This window comes from Arthrospira sp. PCC 8006 (genome assembly GCF_046480465.1).
Taxonomy (GTDB): domain Bacteria; phylum Cyanobacteriota; class Cyanobacteriia; order Cyanobacteriales; family Microcoleaceae; genus Limnospira; species Limnospira platensis.
On record NZ_PKGG01000047.1, the window covers coordinates 12779 to 29924 of the forward strand.

The window sequence follows — 17146 nt, forward strand, 5'->3', positions numbered from 1 at the left end:
TGATTTGGAGTTCTTCGGCATCAATGGCTCTGCGATTTTATTGGGATTATACAGCTTTGCGATCCATTGAAGTGATTGGGTTAGATTCTCACTAAAGAGAAGGAAAAAAGTGCTGTGTGTATCGCCCTGAAAAGCGTTCTTTTGGGCTTGGAGACAAATCTCAGCTTTATGCCCCTTAACACTTGGCGTTTTCCTATGAACTACCTTCGTTCAGAACCCCCCGGCTATTTAAAAGCTCTCAAGGATTTTAATGTTCTTGAACTCACCCAGAAACTTGCTGAACTTACTCAAGGAGAATGTGACTCAGATGACCTGAAAATTTTAACCGCTTTGTTAGTTAAACATTTAACGAATTTGCTTTCTTCTGATTGGTTATTGCCTTACTGTCATGCTTTACGCAGAAACAAAGCGGATGTGGTGGAAAAGGTACTTTCTGTTAACTTAACACTGCCGTTATCTCCTGATTCTGTTTCGTTCTTTCTGGATGCCGAACCTCCAACTTTTTCCTTTGGAGTAATGGTGCGCTGGTTTCCTTTGGATAATCTGATTCCACCGGATTTCGGGATTGTTATTGGTCGTTTTTATGGCTACATTCCTGAACGAATGCAATGGTCGTGGTGTTATGTGATTTTACTCGATCCTAATTGTCCTTCGGCGCGATGGTGCAGCGTGGATACCGGATGGGAAAGCGACTTGGAGATTTGCCAGAATGAATAAACCTAAGCTTCTAACTGAGCGTGAACTTGCTTTGCTTTCGGGTTATAGCCATTGCGAGTTGGGTCTATCTCCACAAGCTTTCTATGCCAAGTGGAATGTGACTTACGAACAAATTGCCGAAATTTGCGATCGCTCTATTTCAACCGTCAAGCGATGGTTTGCACGGGGTAAACGTTACCGCCGCCCGACTCAAACCGATCTTCGACATTTGGCGCTGATGGATTTGCTCTGGGAACGATGGGACGATCTGCCTGTTGAATTCAAAGAACAGTTGAGCTGCACAAATAATTGATTTTGTCAAGGGTTGCCTGCCCTGTTTTGTGCAAATTCTTCGGCTTATCGTGGGGTCAAAGCGTAAGGAGAACGAGCAATGACAGCTTTTGAAAGATTGCATCCCTGGTGTTTGGTGCGATCGCCAAACGCCTCAGAACGAGAATCTGTTACTAATAATCAGTGTTTGGTTGTGGGTCGTTTTCGTTCACAAAATGATGCGGTTAATCATCAGCGCATTTTGCAAAAGCTCGTTCCCAAAGCTGAATATCGAGTGGTTTAAAACCCATTTGAGAACAGCAACGCTTTGACTTCTAAGCAAGTCTAACGTATGGAAAGAAACTGAATTTAATTCTAACAAAATAACCCAAAAGTTGAGGGTATTTTTTCAAGTTATTTGCTCTATAGGTTGAACTTTCAAAGAAGTCTTAAAATTAGGCCTCCTCCTTTGAGTGGGAGGTTGGTGGGGGTTCCATATGTTTAACTTTCAGAGAAGTCTAAAGATGCGGGGAAGTGGGTCATGCCCCGCAAAAGTTTACGAGGTTTCCATACGTTTAACTTTCAGAGAAGTCTAAAGACTGATAGCCAACTTGCGGAACTTTGTTTTAACAACATTGATCGTTTCCATACGTTTAACTTTCAGAGAAGTCTAAAGGATGACATCATCGTCGCATCGCTTGGAAATGACCCGTTTCCATACGTTTAACTTTCAGAGAAGTCTAAAGTGGGAAGCTACAATAGTTATCTCTCTGCGAAAGATGCTTTTAGTTTCCATACGTTTAACTTTCAGAGAAGTCTAAAGTAACCGTATGGGCTAAGGCTAATTATAGCCCATGGTTTCCATACGTTTAACTTTCAGAGAAGTCTAAAGAGCGGGGTCTGCCCCGCTAAAATTTACGAAATAAATAGGTTTCCATACGTTTAACTTTCAGAGAAGTCTAAAGTTTTCTCTCCTGTGGAGATGGCATCGGCTAACTATAGTCCGGTTTCCATACGTTTAACTTTCAGAGAAGTCTAAAGATTCTCCACCTTCCGCCTGGACCAGCGATAAAGGTTGGTTTCCATACGTTTAACTTTCAGAGAAGTCTAAAGAACTTTACAGTATCTAAACAGATGCTAGAAAATACCGTAGTTTCCATACGTTTAACTTTCAGAGAAGTCTAAAGTAGTACTGGTAACTACTGCCATAGCGATCCAAACTACTGGCGTTTCCATACGTTTAACTTTCAGAGAAGTCTAAAGCAGAGCAAGGGCAGAAACCAGTGCCCAAGGAATGGACAGTTTCCATACGTTTAACTTTCAGAGAAGTCTAAAGTCTTGCCTGGCGGAAACCCAGGAGTAACCATCATTGATGTTTCCATACGTTTAACTTTCAGAGAAGTCTAAAGAGTGCCGGGTTGAAACCCTTGCTCTGACTGTACTCTAGCACTCAATTTTGTGGGGGTCAAGCAAACACCCAAATTATTGAGATATATTTGCAATAATACCCCAATAAGAATAGCTGAAACTTAGACAGAGAAGGCTTTCCGGGGGTTTCAACGAAAGAATAAGGGTTTCAGCGATCGCCCGACCCCCACAAGATTATTGCTCGCGATCCAAAATTTGCCCAACCCACTCCTTAAATTCCGAGTAAAGATAATAAGGTTAAATCGGATCGCCCGTTTCCTGATTCACCGTTAGATAATCTTGTACATTTTGAAAGCCAGAAAGTGGCATCAACTCAACAACAAGGCGATAAATTTGGCTCATTTGTACTATAATATCTGTGGGTAAACAGGAAACACGAACCGTATCTTTAATCTTCTGATTCCTTGGATTTTCTAAATCTTCAGAGCGCAAATCTTCCATCCGTTGTTTAGAGATTCCCTTTGCTCCATGAATCAATAAATTGCGCTGTTCTGCCGAATAGTCAAGACTTTTTAGAGATGCGATCAATTTCTCTAAAGTCTCCGAACTCCCCTTTTTATCTTCAATTAAAGCCTCAACAAAATTTCGTTTGCTCCAGCGCCCTTGTAGTTTATAATTGCTTTCCTTTTTATTTTTATAAATTCGGGGGAAAGTTAGTGTTTGTTTTCTTCTCTATTTTGAGAAAAGTTTCACCCAGTTGAGTTTCTCGAATGTCATCCAACTTTAAAAACCAATCATTTTCATTTTTGGTCTTATCAAAATAACAGATAGTGTCTAAATTTTTTATACTTTGATATAAAATCTCCTCATAAAAAGCACTCATACTTCCTAAAAAATCAGCAATGCGCCCCAGTTTCCAAAACAGACAACATTGAGTATAAAGATTCAAAACCGATTCATAATTTACGCACAATCGAAAAGGATTACAATCGGAATCAAAGGGGAACCCTTGATAACTTTCGGGAGGAACTTTCAACACTCGCAATCCCGCATCGGCTCGATTAGCAGCCTCATAACTATCTAAATTCAAATAAGCAATAGACATTTCCAAAGCTGATACCGCCACACTCAACCGATAGCGACTCCCGGAGATTTCAGCAATTCCAGACTTCTCCAAAGTTTCCAAAGTTTCTAAGCATCCGGTTAAAACTTCTCGCGCCCCGTCAAAATCCCAACGCGCCAATAGTTTCTTAACCGTTTGATATTTTTGAACCCGTTGATACTGCCAATAAGAAACCCGATAACAGTTTGATGTTTCCCCCTGCAAAAGCTTTTGAATCGAAAGTTGAGGTTCGAGGTAAATTTGATTGGCAATCTCAGAGGAAATCGCTTGAACCCGCAGGGCGGCTTGCATTTGGGGCGTACCCCCTTTCACGCTAATAAAAATTCCCTCATCGGGGTCTAAAACTTTAAAAAAATTATAATATTCTCCGAATAAACCATCTTGGTCAATCGGAGAAATAAGTTGAGTAATTACAACTTTATGCAGATTAATTTTATTGTTAAACTCCCGCTCTAACCAAGAATTTAAAACCTCAAAAAGATAAATCGTATCGGAATCAGCCCCTTGATTTTTCTCACCGTTTACTTCTGGCAATTGGTCGGTCAAAAAAATATAAATATCTCGAACAGAAGCTTCAACAGCCTCTTTAACCACACCCCAAAGACGACCCGGACGAATGCAGTCGTGCCACTCCTGGGGACTCTCGGTATATTTTTCCCACAGGCACTTTGTTAACTCTCGAAAAGTGTTAACTTTCCAGATTTGATAATATTGTTCTTTAACCAATTGATAGCGCTTTTGCCAAACCAATAATTCCCCCGTACTCAATTGGCTTTCAGCTTCCTTCAGATTAGGTTCATTGCGATCAAACCCGACGGGAAGGAAATAGTCTTGTTGTAAATCTTTATCGCTTGTGGAAGTTTCTAGTTGAATCTGTTTCAGGGGTTCGTTGAACTTCAAAGCCAGGTCAGACGTACCAATATTAGCAATCGGAATCGTCATCCTTTCCATCCTCCGTCGTTATTAACAGCTTAACCACCCGACACAGATTCGCACAAGCGTTTCATGCGATTGACGAAAAATTAAACCAGTCGGCGATCGCCATCAGCACCCAAACAGGGAACCATTCCATCCTCACACTTCCACCCAACCTGACGGGTTCCCAGGGTAATAATAAGGGTATCGAGGCGATTAAATTCAACTAAAGTTGTTTTCATAAATGACAAAAATTGAGAATATCAAGATCAAAAAGTTAAGTGTCAGAAGCCAGAGAAATTTGAATCAATTTCTTTAAGACTTTGAGAACATCAGACAAATTATTCTGACGATTGTTGATGCCAAACAAATCAGACGTTGCGTATTGCGGGTGTTCAGTTTGAATTAATTTCAGAAATAGAAAACTTCCCCCATTTGTGATTAATCCAAAACTGGGTTGATGAGAATTGGGATTAGCCAGCATATATGCTAAGATTTGAGCAAGTCCGGCTTCGACTGAGAGTTTAGCTTGTTTAGATTCAATAACCATCACCCAAACTTGATTTTTTAAGACTAAAGTATCTATATTTCCCTTGACAATCAATTCAGAATCCTCTGATATTGCGGATATTTCAACACTTTTTTTCGGCTCTAATGTTAAATGGAGATTGATAGAAACGACCAATAAATAGTAAGGGAGAAACCACAGTTAAGTTAATCGGTTTTTCTAGTAATGGCGGTTGTTTGATTAAATTTGAATAACCTGCTTTAATTTCTTCTAGGAGTTGAACTTCCCAGTCATTGAGTTCAGGTAAATCAATTCTCCACTCCCAAAAGAAGTTATCATCCTCAACACATTCAAGCTGAAAATGAGTTTCCAACTGTTCTAAAGTAATATCCTTCGGCGCTAAAACTTGAACCATAAGATGTTCTCCCAATTATTTATACTAATTCTATCTTTGGTAGATACTGCAGAAGATTAAACTATTCTTGGATAGGCCATATTTGCCAATAGCTATTTCTGTTTGTATTGCTTCGGAGGCGGTTTAAATATTCACGGCGGGGGTTTTCTGTTGCTCCAAAAACCGTTACAACTTGATAATCTCCTAAATCGGCAATCCAAACGGGAGAGGGCTTAACATGACCCGAAACTTGACCGCAGAGATTCCCGTCATAGTTAAGATTTCCGCGTCTATCTTCTACTTTTAAATCTTTGCTATGCAAAACAGCCAAAGCATAAGGTTTTCCAAAATCTTCTTTCCCTGAACAGACGATAATTCTACAATTTCTATCAACTGCTTCCGTCCACTGTTACCGGCGTACTTGACCAATATTTCGAGGTTGACGGTAATTCATTTGATTTCTGGTAAGCTGAGATAAAGTCTGATAAAATTGCTCTAGCTTTTGCTGAAATTTTCGTTGAAAAGCTTGTATATTATCAGGAAGTTCCCAAAGTTGTTCATCACTATCAATATAAAATGTTGAACCTCGATACCAGGGAGCGCGATCGCGATTGTGCCTGGAATAACACGGACGTCTGGCACCCTGACCAATTCCTCCTAAATGAAACATCATCCAAGTGAGAGATTCAAAGAGTTTGTGAATTGGTATATTTTGGTTTGTGGGCGCTTCGGGAGAATAAGATAATATTAACGTTCCGACTTGTTCGCCGCAATCATCATCTTTTCCGTTAAAGTTTGGTCGGGGTTCCCGTTGAGTAACCTTGCCATCTTGAATATCAACTCTAACCCAACCAAATGTTTTAGGATTAATCCCTCCGAATAATTGGGCTTCCCATATTTGAACGGTATCAACATCCAAAACACCTAATGAAAAAGCTCGAAACCAATAACGCAACATTGATTTAAACGCAATTGGGCGCACTTCTGCATCGGCTTGCCCTCTCATTTGCCAATCGTTTCGGTGTTCATTCCAATTCCACTGAGTAAATTTTTGTCGTCCGTGAATGAGTTGACCTTCCCAAGAAAACTCGACTCGCAAAAATTCATTGGAGGAACGACTAGAACCCGCCCGAATTAATTCCCCATAACCCGAATTAACCTGAGAACCTATTCCGGCTTTTAGCCCTGCTGTTAACCAGCCTTTGACTTTGTGCAAAATCGTCGGGTCGTCACAGTGGCTTGCCAACTTTAACCCGATTAAAAAGGTGGGTTCTCTCCGAGATAAAAACTGGTTGGGATTGGGATTATATTCGAGTTCGTTATTGTTGTCCCATTTCCAAATATTGTTTGCCATATCCATCTGTAAACCCATTTGATTGGGTAATGGATAAGCATCTAGAAAGATAACTTTTCCACTGCGATGGGGTTTCTCAGCTTCCCAAGAACCAAAGCAAAGTAAGGTGCTATTTTCTTCTCGGCTTCTTGCCACTCAATCTTATCCCGCTTCATTATTTCTCGAATGGCTTGAGTTCTCGCAACACCTCGCAGGGTTGAAGATGGAATATAGGGCATTCCCAAAGCATCAAAAGCGGGTAACAAAATACTTTCTGGCTATCGATATCCACCAACCCGAATTCGCCAGGAACACCTAACCTAAAAACAATTATCTTTTCCTGCTATTCATTTAGTTCTTTCTGTAAGTAGACTGAGACGTTTATTGTAGTTAGCTGAGTCTTCAGTCATTGGCAAAATTTGAGTTTTGGTTCCATCTTTTTGAGGATGATCCGGCGATCGCATCCACCGCATATATTCAACAAAACTAGCATTATCATCAGGTTCGGGTTCATTCTCTGAGTCTAGCCAGGGAGAGGGCTGCGGAGGGCGATTATCCCCATTACCGCCACCATTTCTCCCCCGGTTTCCGCCACCATTTCCAGGTCTGCGAGGGGCGTTTCCGCCTCTATTGGGTCGGTTTTGTTGAGGATTCGGTCTTGGGGTCGCATTCGGTCTTGAATTTGCTTTATTGGGAGGTTTAGGACCTTCAAATACCATTAGATTATTCCTCTCCTTTAATATCGTGATAAATTGCGTTAGCCCAGAATGCAAATTCTTGAGATAATGCCAAACCTAAACCAGTCAAGCCCAGATATTCTTCTGTTCCGAGATTTTTTAGGGTTTCTAAACCCTGATCACCGATTAAATTTTGAACATCAGACAGAGTTTGCAAGCATTGGAAATACTGACGAACAACATCCTTTTTTCCATCTTGACTCAAAGCTTTTTCTTCAGCTTTTAACCGCATCATACCCCAAGTGGAAAGATAGGTATAAAGTTCTACAGCTTGACTTTTTTGTTCTTTGAGACGAGTATCATTTCCATTATATTGCGATCGCAATCCAGACAAAGCATCATAAACGGGTGTTGCCATCGTGCGAGGGTCGAAAACCATCATAATTATTACTCCTGATTATGAATCTAACCACTGTTTAACAAAACCACGACCTAAACTTTCCTGACCTCCAATTTGCAAGAGTTCGTGACTGTGAATTAACTGTTTAAAATCGGAATTGGACTGTTCTGCTGTTCCGTTAGCTTTTGCTGTCAAACCCCAAGGAAAATACATCAGTGTATCGGGAGGAATAGCTTCTTCATAGCGGAAACCACCATCAACAGATTTATGTTGATCGAGTTTAATTTTAACCTGTCGCCACAGACTCATTTGAATCAAAGTTGAACAGTGTTGGTCGGGCAAAATCAAAACCCTTTCAATCATTTGAGTTTGTGTATGTTCGGGCATAAAATGCTCCCAATCACTCCAATCCCGCAAATGATTCGGTTTGATAATGGCATCTTTTAAATAAATAGGTTTATCAGTGTCTAAATTGGTGCTGTAAGCTTCGGGAATCTCTGGTAAACTTTCCTGAAAACGTCCCCAACGCCGCAATAACATCGGAGAACTAATCCAAACAATACCGTGACTCAGAGATGGGACGGGTAGCCAAAGAAGCGAACCATCGCCGATCCAAATATCCCCCTGTTCGAGTGTAGAAGATTCTTCCAAAGTTGTCCCAAAAAGTCGATTTCTTTTGGTTGTGTCTCCCTCACTAGCGCGTATCCGACCCCGAATGCTACTGGATGGAAGATAGGGTAAATTGGTATGAGACTCACGAGCAATTCCGAGTAAGTTTCCCTCTTGAGTAGTGCCGCCCGTATGCAAGGGAGACAGTAAATAAAGGTAAGCGTAATTGTAAGTAATTAGTTTTTATTTTAATAAGAAATTCACAATAATTCTGAATAGCTAAGTTGTCGCCAATGATGAACTTTGCCGCTAGTTTCTTGGTCTTGAAACATGGTTTGCGGTTGGTTCAAGTAATACAAACTTCCGGTTTTTCCTCGTTTAACGTCTGCCAACCAATATAATCTTTCAGCCCGACACTGGCTCGCCACCCTCCGCGTATGGTACTAGAAGGCAAATAGGGCAAATCTGTATGAGTTTCCCGATCAATACCGACAACATTTCCTTCCTGGGAAGTTCCTCCAGTATGCAAAGGTGATAAAAGGTACAAATAAACAAGATAGCTGTTATTCATCGTTGTCCCCAAAGTAATTTTCCATAATTGAGTTTGCGAAAGGTTTCCCACCAAGGTTTATCTTGAGTGATTGGGAGCAAATGACCGAAAGTTGATTGTAAACGGGTCAATTGAATAGATTTAGAATTGAATAAATACACTGTTCCAGGCGGAGCAAAAGCATATTGGGGTTGCAAGGCAAAGGATTTTTCTTCTAATTCTTCTAACCCGTTTTTTGTGCGAACCTTGCGGCGATTTTTTTTGGCAACTCCGCCCCACCACAATTGGCGATCGCCCACACACCCCAATAAGCAGTCCCGCCAAGCCTGGGGATAAAGACCATAGACCTGTTCTGCCGTTTCTGCAAGTCCAGGGGTGAGGAGGTAGGCAAACAGTCCCGGTTCGAGAACATCCGGTAATGCTTGCTTCCACAGTAAATTCAGGCAGTCTAACCCGTCAGTATCATTTTCAGTAGCTTTCAGCTTGGAAACAATAGCGCGATGTCCTTCCCTACCCAAGCGCACCACAAAAGGTTCATCCGGCAACCCTAGCAACTGCACCCTCGCAACCAAACTCCACCCCGGTTTGAGGCGTGTTGCGACTTCAGTAAAAAAGCCCTCCTCATCCTGAACCTGTCGGGTGCCGTCTTCGATGTGAGTATGGGGGAGAACCTGAATATCCCAGGGGTTATCGGTAAAATTATCAGCAGCAAAATCCGAATTTCCACACAAGTAGGCAGATAAAGCAGAAGCTTTCATCCAGGGTTTGGGTGGACCCGAAACATATTCCTCACCGTTGAGTGAGGGCGTAACCATTGGCGGTAAACTCTCTTGGGAATAACAGACTGACTCCCACGACTCCAGAGTTTCACAAGGCACCAACCGCGTGAGTCGCCGCCAACTTTCTGTTCTTTCGTTGGGCAAATCATCTTTTGTTCGCCGCTTCACCCCGATCAAATCTTTGGGAGTTGGCAACCAAAGGGTATTGTCTCCATCTAATAAAAATACCCCCAAAAATTCGGGATGGGGTTGGGCGGTAGGGGTTGCCGTTCGCAAAGCCTGAAAGACTACACTGGGCATAGGCGGAAACTCTCCTTTAGCCCGTGCGCCTTCCCCTGGACTGAAGGGCTTGGCTTCCCGAAATAGTAGAACATCTAGGGGGTCAATCTTATACCAATCCATCTAAGCCTCGTGATCCTGTCTGTGCCACTGTTGGCGTTGCTGCATTTTATCGAGCCAAAACGCCGAAAAACGCAGAATATTACTTAAGTCCTTAAGGTCAATTCCAATTGGTTTGGGAGTATCGGGGTTTTTCTCCCGTTCAATTAACCATTGAACATGGACTGATCGCGCCCAATCTTCCCAATATCTGAGCCAGATCAACAGTTTGTCGATATTTTCTTGAACCAAGTCTTTGTCGTCTCGGCGTTCCGCGATCGCTCTGGCGGCTTGAGCAATTAAGTAAGAAGATGGGGTCAAATCCGCATGGCGGGGGAGTTCTTCGGCGAGGCGATAGAGTAGAGAACTCAAGGCTTGATGATGTTCAGTGGTGATCCAATCTCGCCAACCGGGGTATAATTCTCCTTTGATCAGAGCTTCTAGGGTGTTTCCTGAACTGTAGAGAACTCGAAAACATAGGCCGTTTTTGTTGGGAACACTCGATAAACGGAAAATTTCAGACAGGACAAATCGCATCAAAGATAGCGATCGCCATTCCGTCAGTCCCCGCAACAGATCGATGGACATCAGTAGACCACCGGATAATTCTTTAGCCAGGTCGGATTCTGCTTCCCAAAGGGCTTCCAGGGCGACTGGGAGGGGAACACTTTTATCGACGATCACGATACCCAGACTCATCGTCGCCCCGAATCCCATCGTAAACAGCGATCGCTCTGGTAAACCTTGAAAATCATTTGTATCCGAAGTGGGTCGCCAGTAGCCGCCTTGGGATTGAAATTTCAAGTCTGGATCGCCCGGTTGGGGTTGATAGGGGTCGTCGCCACCACACCAAGCGGCTCTCAGAGAGAGCAGATAATCGGGTAAATCTTCTAAGGGGAGTACCGTCATCACATCATCTCCGGCGCTGTAGACCACGCGACCACAAAACCGCTTTTCGGTAATAAAGGGAACTAGACGGTTAGAGAAGTCAAGCCGGGCGCGCTTTAGACCCACATGAGTTGCAGGTCCTATGCGCTTACGGGTTTTCAGCAGGGAATGTTCATCATCCCTAAAGGCTTGAATAAATTCCCGTTTTTTCTGCTCATACTGGTTGTCATCAAGGTGAGGATAGCGATCGCGATTGATGAAAATTTCGGGATGAGTTTCGGTTAAATATTCTTGGTAAGGATGAAGTTTTTGACCAGAAACATACTTCCCCATACCATCCCCATCCCCCAAGATCATCACCCACCAATCTGTTGGACTACTATCGCCAAAGCCAGATTCACGATGAGTTTGGTCTATAATATTTCGCAACTGGGGTCTTTGTTCTTTTTCTAATCCCAGATCTTCAGCAAGCCATTTGCTGGAAAACATCACACCGTTATAGTATCGCCCCGGTAAATTTTGGCGATTAATACAAATATCGGTTTTAGGGATGTGGAAAGGACGACCCCGAGTTCGATCCCGAAAATCCTGATATTCTTGACTGGTTTTCCCAAATTGTTGTTTGATATTAATTTGTAATTTCTGCCAATATTGACTGAGTTGACCGTGATTTTGATCTGGTTGCCAATCTTGGTAAGCAAATCGGGCTGAAGCAATAGAACTGAGATTGGGAAAGCGAATTAATTGGCTATAGTCTATTTTTTCATTTTCTAAATTGCTAAAATCAATTATTAAAGACTCACGCACACCACCATAAACCCAAGCCATGCGCTTCGTTAATTCTAGAGCGTTCAGCATTTCCTATCCGTCAAATAATCCTGGATAAACTTCTGCTATTAATCGCCAAAATAATCGCATCGACTCGATGGGTAAACCTTATCCTTCCCGGAAGTTTCCAGAATATCGAAATTGAGGATGTAGGGCGCTCAGTTGTCCCGATCATGTAGAACGAACACCCGGAGAAATGGGAATTGCCCAAGTTATAGTATTTTTAATCGCTTGAATTGCTTGACCGCATCGAGATTGAATTTACCCCCACCAAGTCCCATTATTGAGGGTTGTGTAGAGCATTTTTTCCGCCGTTGTGGGAGGGGGATTGTTCACGCGAGTTTGAGCCACTTTTTCTGGTTTTTTGATCCAGTCTTCGCTCAATTGATCGTCATCATTTTTCTCAATCATTAGAGAAGTATTCGGATCACCCAACGGAACAGCCGTCCAGTAGGGTTGCCAAGTTTGGTCAATTTGAGCATTCCATAATCCCCGCCATTCCCAGCAGCTTTTCCGCTTCCAGTTTTCGAGATCATGTCGGTTTTGTTCGTCGTGACCTCCCGACTGGGAAAATTCTTCTAAGATCTTCTCAATCCGCTTATGATTTTGGGGGTTTTGCAGAAATGCGATGGTGCGATCGCGAATTCCTTGTCTAAGTTCGGGTATGGGATGATCGGGGATTCCTTCTCTAATATTTTGGGCGATCGCAATCCATTCAGACCGCAATTTTTCACAGAAAGTTTCTCCGAGTTGTTGTGCGGTTTCGGAGCTTCCAACTAAGATGGTTATCGTATTGGGAAAGCCTGCGGTTGCTAGGGTGGTACTCAAACGATCCTTAAAACGAGTCAGGGGGTCTGTTCCATCGGGGCTGAGTTCTTGAAAGCTTTCTCTAAAAATTGGATAGGTTTTGAGTAAGAGTGCGTCGATGATTTCTTGTCCCCAAAGCGAGGGGGTAATCACCGCATCTACACCGTAGGTTTCAGCCACGAACCAACAGAGTTGAGCGCTTAGATAGTGTAGCAAGTATGACCCTGCCCAAAAGTCTAGAAATTTGCGGGAAGCTTTGATAAAGTCCTGAATCGGGGAAAAGGTAAACAGCAGCAAGTAAGGGTATTGAGTGACAATCCCCCGTTCATCAAAGTCTACCGCTCCGGCGATCGCTGAGACTGTGGCACGATAGCTATGAATCGGACAGTCGGGTAAAATGTAGTGTTGAGGGTCGAGTAGAGCGTCCGAATCCTGTTGTCGTCTTAGTTCCGGCATCATACGCCACAACCAATTAAATACGTTTTGGGGGTTTTGTTCCTGTTGAACCCATTGGGGAAAGGCGATTTCTCTGTTGTCTGGAGTTTGAATGGTTTGCTGTTGAGCGCTGATGGGATGTTTAATGATCCGTTCTTTAGTTTGTCGTTCTGTTGAGCTTCCTGGTTCCAAATTGACCCGATCTGAGGAACTGGCGATCGCTTCAAGCTGATGTTGATTTTGTTCCCACCAAAACAGCGCCGCTTGTCCCTCCGAGGTTTTCAAACAATCCAGGCTGTTACAGAGAWGKGATGTWGGGTTTCACCCAMYSTACMCARCWCGARYKTCGGTATTGCACAGTGAGGAATGATKAAGAGAACGGAGGAAGTTGTCCATGCTTCAAATAATAGATAAGTAAGCGAATTGATTTGTACAACATCTCAGTGGACTTGGAATCACACAAAGTTTTGCGATGTAGCCTGGCTAAATAGTGCCTCAGACGGCAGTTTTCTCCTTCTACTCTTGTCATAGCCGTTTTGCTGACTAGATGATTGCAATCCTCAATTAAGCAAGGATAAACTTTGTATCCGTCCGTAATATATAGAAAACAAGCCCAGCCCTGAATCATTTGCCATAATGTGGTAAAAGGTGCGAGACGTTCAGGCATCAAATAGGGCTGCAATGCCCGAAATAACTGCCTGGTGAGGATTTATACCCCTTGGTTGAATATAAGGAGCGCACTCCTGACCATCCTCATAACTGTTTATATGTCCCGACGTTTGGAAAAATCCAAACAAGGCAGGGAACTCAAGGTCATGAACCAACTGAGAAATCAGGGAGTAAAGAGTAACGGCGACAGCCACCCCCAGTTTTGGGAATCATAACCCCAGGACTGAAGCGGGGAACGGAAGGGGTGAAGTAGAACCTACTACCAGATGCGACCACTGCCAACCATCCATGATTAGGGAAACCGAATGTCCGGCTTGAACCATCGTCATTATTGAGCAGCGAAACAGGTTGATACGCTGCGCTCAAAAGAGTAAGGGGAAAAGTAGGGAAATCTTTTTATCACCTACACAGACCTTTAAAAGTACCCCGGTGGAAAGGACAAATCTAAAGATGGAATGCCCATATAAATGGAACGTTTTAAGTCCTCCTAGACTCTGATTATTTGGTCGAAATATCAGTAGGGATAAGTGTAACCGCAAGTCTCGGAGGATGTGAGATGTGACCAGAAGCCAACGCCCGACTGTAATGGTAGGGATATGCTAACAGGTCACGGTTTGAGTGTAAAGAAATAGAGTCAAGTAGGTGTACAAATGGCGATAGCGAGTTTAAAGAAAGGATTTGGCAAAACCAARACCAATCAAGACTACGAACAACGCATGGAAGGCCATCCCATGGACCAAGGTTCAACGGAAAGTTTTCAAGCTCCAAAAGAGTATATTTCAAGCGGCTAAATCGGGACAGGATGCCAAGGTAAGAAGGTTACAACGTCTATTGGTGAAATCATACTATGCCCGACTCTTAGCGGTGCGGCTGTAGGGGCGGGTTCCACGGTCAGCCATGCTTCCCAACAGTCAGCTTAATAAACCCGCCCCCCCAAGCGGGTCAAGGAAAGAAAACAGCCGGAGTGGACGGAATGATAGCAATATCCCCCAAACAAAGGTTTGGACTAGCCGAGAGAATCAAAGGAAACCTCAAAGCAAAAACACTCAGGAAAGTATGGATACCAAAACCTGGAAGGGATGAAAAACGCCCACTAGGCATTCCTACAATCCAAGATAGAGCAAGGCAAGCCTTGGTGAAGTCGGCACTCGAACCCGAATGGGAATCGAGATTTGAAGGCACAAGCTATGGGTTCAGACCAGGCAGGTCAGCCCAAGATGCAATAGGCAGGATTTACGCTGCCATTAATAAAGGACAATACTATGTTCTTGATGCGGATATAGCGAAATGTTTCGACCGAATAAACCATGATTACCTACTGTCCAAAATTCATTGTCCAAGCCGCCTAAAAAGAGACCTGAAACAATGGCTCAAAGCAGGTGTGCTAGACAACGGTGTATTCGAGGATACAGAAGCAGGGACACCTCAAGGAGGGGTAATAAGTCCAATACTCGCCAACATCGCACTGTTGGGAATGGAAAGGCTAGTTAAAGAAATGTATCCTAACAAAGGAACGGCCCCACAGGTCAATCTGATAAGATACGCTGATGATTTTGTGGTCATCTCAAAAGACCTAGGAATTATTGAACAGTGCCAAACTGCAATCACCGAATGGTTAAAACCTGTAGGCTTAGAAATAAAACCTGAAAAGACTCGAATCTGCCACACGCTCAAATCTATTGAGTATGATGGTAAAACAGAAAAACCAGGGTTCGACTTTCTAGGAGTCAATATCAGGCAACAGCCAGTAGGAAAATATAAATCTGGGAAAACAGGCGGGGCAGCAAGCAGATTAATCGGACATAAAACCCACATAAAACCCAGCCATAAAGCAGTTAAAGCCCATACAGAAGTGATTAAAGGTGTAATCAAACAACATAGAACAGCACCTCAGTCAGCCCTGATAAACAAACTAAACCCGATAATACGGGGATGGTCAAACTACTACTCAGGAGCAGTTTCATCTGGAACATTCAAGAAACTGGATAACATAATCTGGTTAATGTTACGGGCATGGACAGCATCAAGATGCAAAGGGGTGAACTACGAAAAGCTGAGGAACTATTTCAGACATGGAACGGTTAAACTTAGCAATGGGAATGAAAGACAGGAATCTTGGTTATTCCAGACCAAAGAAGGACTCCAATTATGGAAACATAACTGGACCCCAATTGTCAGACACACCTTAATACGCCCCGACGCAACACCATACGACGGAAATTGGACTTACTGGGCAACCAGGAGAGGACAAGCAATCGATACGCCAATAAGGGTAGCTAAACTACTCAAGAAACAAAAAGGTAGGTGTACCTGGTGTGGACAGTATTTCGCATCAACAGACCTAGTTGAAGTAGACCACATTGTACCTCGAAGCCAAGGCGGAAAGGATGAATACAAAAACCTTCAGCTATTACACCGCCACACCCGCGATGATAAAACGGCACTTGGCAAAATAGAGCCAACGCCGTATCCTTAGCAAATGGAACAATCAGACTAGGAGCCGTATGAGGTGAAAGTATCAAGTACGGTTTTGAATGGGAGGGGTAGACCGTGAGGTCTATCTCGACCCCTAATCTCCCTTTACCTTTGAGGGTTGTTGTAATCGGACAGTGTTTGAGTTGTGGTTGGAGTTTATCTTAATTCCAACATTGAAGCCAGGTCAGACTCTAGTATTGGACAATGCAACGTTTCATAAAGGGGGGCGGATTGCTGAACTGGTGGAGGCAGCTCGTTATGGTCGAAAGGGAAGTCGCCTTCCCCAACTCCAATTCAAAACCGTGCTTGATACTTTCACATCACACGGCTCCTGATGTGGATACCCCTTTTGACATCGGGAACAGGGTAACAACTTCCTGCTTTGTGACTTCAACTTTTAGAGCTAAATACAACATCGTAGTCTTTAAACTCGCTTTCGTCGTAAACACTCCTAATTGTCGCAGTCTCTATATCCACACCGTGACTAGTGGGCATATCCTAACCATTACAGTTAGGCATCGGCTTTCAGTCACATCCTTTCCCCTTAAAGGTATACGCTTACACTTTCACTACTGTGCAGGTACATCCTGCCACTTGAGAGCCTAAAAGGGGGTTTAAACGTTCCGTTTATACGGGCATTCCATCTTTAGATTTGTCCTATCCACCGGGGTACTTTTAAAAGTCTGTGTAGGTGATGTCATGATTACCCTACTTTTCCCCTTGCTCTTTTGAACGCAGCGTATCAACCTGTTTCGCTGCTGAATAATTACGATGGTTCAAGCCGGACATTCGGTTTCCCTAATCATGGATGGTTGGCAGTGGTCGCATTTGGTAGTAGGTTCTACTTCACGCCTTCCGTTCCCCGCTTCAATCCTGGGGTTATGATTCCCAAAACTGGGGGTGGCTATCGCCGTTACTCTCAACGCAATTGTTAAGGAATCATTAAGATTCCCAATTTTGCGTTTTGACCTTGAGTTCCCTGCCTTGATTAGGGGTCGAGATAGACCTCACGGTCTACCCCTCCCATTCAGCAGCAGAACCGTA

The 17146-nt window shown here is 43.3% G+C and carries 18 protein-coding genes, 4 pseudogenes and 1 CRISPR repeat array; of the genes and pseudogenes, 6 read left to right on the forward strand and 16 right to left on the reverse strand.

What is annotated here, in order from left to right; all coding sequences use genetic code 11:
* Positions 1–195: 195 nt before the first annotated feature.
* The 3 genes from B9T16_RS09605 (at position 196) to B9T16_RS09615 (ending at position 1270) form a co-directional block, all read left to right on the forward strand.
* Positions 196–717 carry a hypothetical protein gene (locus B9T16_RS09605; protein WP_014275552.1) on the forward strand — a complete coding sequence of 174 codons (522 nt, stop codon included), beginning with the start codon at positions 196–198 and terminating at the stop codon, positions 715–717.
* On the forward strand, positions 710–1009 hold the full coding sequence (locus tag B9T16_RS09610; protein WP_006616608.1) for a sigma-70 region 4 domain-containing protein: 300 nt from the start codon (positions 710–712) through the stop codon (positions 1007–1009). The genes B9T16_RS09605 and B9T16_RS09610 overlap by 8 nt, the downstream gene beginning before the upstream one ends.
* 78 nt (positions 1010–1087) lie before the next feature.
* Complete coding sequence (locus tag B9T16_RS09615) at positions 1088–1270, forward strand: hypothetical protein (protein WP_006616607.1); 183 nt, start codon at positions 1088–1090, stop codon at positions 1268–1270.
* A gap of 185 nt (positions 1271–1455) precedes the next feature.
* Positions 1456–2375: direct repeats of the CRISPR family, unit length 35 nt; unit sequence GTTTCCATACGTTTAACTTTCAGAGAAGTCTAAAG.
* Positions 2376–2631: 256 nt separating this feature from the next.
* Here B9T16_RS09615 and B9T16_RS09620 read toward each other — a convergent pair.
* The 16 genes and pseudogenes from B9T16_RS09620 to B9T16_RS09695 all read right to left on the reverse strand — a co-directional run.
* Positions 2632–2922, reverse strand: coding sequence for a hypothetical protein (locus B9T16_RS09620; protein ID WP_410244634.1), 291 nt, complete (start codon positions 2920–2922; stop codon positions 2632–2634).
* A gap of 106 nt (positions 2923–3028) precedes the next feature.
* On the reverse strand, positions 3029–4399 hold the full coding sequence (locus B9T16_RS09625; RefSeq protein WP_410244635.1) for a hypothetical protein: 1371 nt from the start codon (positions 4397–4399) through the stop codon (positions 3029–3031).
* An 80-nt stretch (positions 4400–4479) separates the two neighbouring features.
* Positions 4480–4614, reverse strand: coding sequence for a hypothetical protein (locus tag B9T16_RS09630; protein WP_410244636.1), 135 nt, complete (start codon positions 4612–4614; stop codon positions 4480–4482).
* Between the two features lie 35 nt (positions 4615–4649).
* The gene (locus B9T16_RS09635; RefSeq protein WP_410244637.1) at positions 4650–4976 is read right to left on the reverse strand and encodes a hypothetical protein; all 327 of its coding nucleotides are present in this window, start codon (positions 4974–4976) and stop codon (positions 4650–4652) included.
* A gap of 28 nt (positions 4977–5004) precedes the next feature.
* Complete coding sequence (locus B9T16_RS09640) at positions 5005–5295, reverse strand: hypothetical protein (RefSeq protein WP_410244638.1); 291 nt, start codon at positions 5293–5295, stop codon at positions 5005–5007.
* 61 nt (positions 5296–5356) lie between these two features.
* A complete protein-coding gene (locus tag B9T16_RS09645; RefSeq protein WP_410244639.1) occupies positions 5357–5605 on the reverse strand; it encodes a hypothetical protein in 249 nt (82 codons plus the stop codon).
* 78 nt (positions 5606–5683) lie between these two features.
* Positions 5684–6763, reverse strand: a complete 1080-nt coding sequence (locus B9T16_RS09650; RefSeq protein ID WP_231852186.1) for a hypothetical protein — start codon at positions 6761–6763, stop codon at positions 5684–5686.
* 38 nt (positions 6764–6801) lie between these two features.
* Positions 6802–6846: pseudogene (locus B9T16_RS09655) on the reverse strand (hypothetical protein); the annotation flags it as partial.
* Between the two features lie 108 nt (positions 6847–6954).
* Positions 6955–7326: a hypothetical protein gene (locus tag B9T16_RS09660; RefSeq protein ID WP_410244640.1), complete on the reverse strand. Its 372-nt coding sequence runs from the start codon at positions 7324–7326 to the stop codon at positions 6955–6957.
* Between the two features lie 4 nt (positions 7327–7330).
* Entirely contained in the window at positions 7331–7726 is a 396-nt protein-coding gene (locus B9T16_RS09665) for a hypothetical protein (RefSeq protein WP_006617692.1), read from the reverse strand.
* 15 nt (positions 7727–7741) lie between these two features.
* The gene (gene cmr4 / locus B9T16_RS09670; protein WP_410244642.1) at positions 7742–8530 is read right to left on the reverse strand and encodes a type III-B CRISPR module RAMP protein Cmr4; all 789 of its coding nucleotides are present in this window, start codon (positions 8528–8530) and stop codon (positions 7742–7744) included.
* Between the two features lie 109 nt (positions 8531–8639).
* Positions 8640–8864 (reverse strand): RAMP superfamily CRISPR-associated protein, encoded by a 225-nt coding sequence (locus tag B9T16_RS09675; protein ID WP_006617690.1) that lies wholly within the window; start codon positions 8862–8864, stop codon positions 8640–8642.
* Complete coding sequence (locus B9T16_RS09680; RefSeq protein WP_006617689.1) at positions 8861–10024, reverse strand: type III-B CRISPR module-associated Cmr3 family protein; 1164 nt, start codon at positions 10022–10024, stop codon at positions 8861–8863. Before B9T16_RS09680 ends, B9T16_RS09675 begins: the two co-directional genes overlap by 4 nt.
* A complete protein-coding gene (locus B9T16_RS09685; protein ID WP_014275556.1) occupies positions 10025–11746 on the reverse strand; it encodes a Crm2 family CRISPR-associated protein in 1722 nt (573 codons plus the stop codon).
* Between the two features lie 231 nt (positions 11747–11977).
* Complete coding sequence (locus B9T16_RS09690; protein ID WP_410244641.1) at positions 11978–13243, reverse strand: type III-B CRISPR-associated protein Cas10/Cmr2; 1266 nt, start codon at positions 13241–13243, stop codon at positions 11978–11980.
* A gap of 13 nt (positions 13244–13256) precedes the next feature.
* Positions 13257–13613 (reverse strand): annotated as a pseudogene (locus tag B9T16_RS09695) (IS1 family transposase); the annotation flags it as partial.
* A 664-nt stretch (positions 13614–14277) separates the two neighbouring features.
* Here B9T16_RS09695 and B9T16_RS09700 point away from each other — a divergent pair.
* From B9T16_RS09700 to B9T16_RS09710, 3 genes and pseudogenes are all read left to right on the forward strand, one after another.
* Positions 14278–14499, forward strand: a pseudogene (locus B9T16_RS09700) (reverse transcriptase N-terminal domain-containing protein); the annotation flags it as partial.
* A 101-nt stretch (positions 14500–14600) separates the two neighbouring features.
* On the forward strand, positions 14601–16103 hold the full coding sequence (gene ltrA, locus B9T16_RS09705) for a group II intron reverse transcriptase/maturase (RefSeq protein ID WP_410244643.1): 1503 nt from the start codon (positions 14601–14603) through the stop codon (positions 16101–16103).
* Positions 16104–16200: 97 nt separating this feature from the next.
* Positions 16201–16359 (forward strand): annotated as a pseudogene (locus B9T16_RS09710) (transposase); the annotation flags it as partial.
* Positions 16360–17146: the final 787 nt, after the last annotated feature.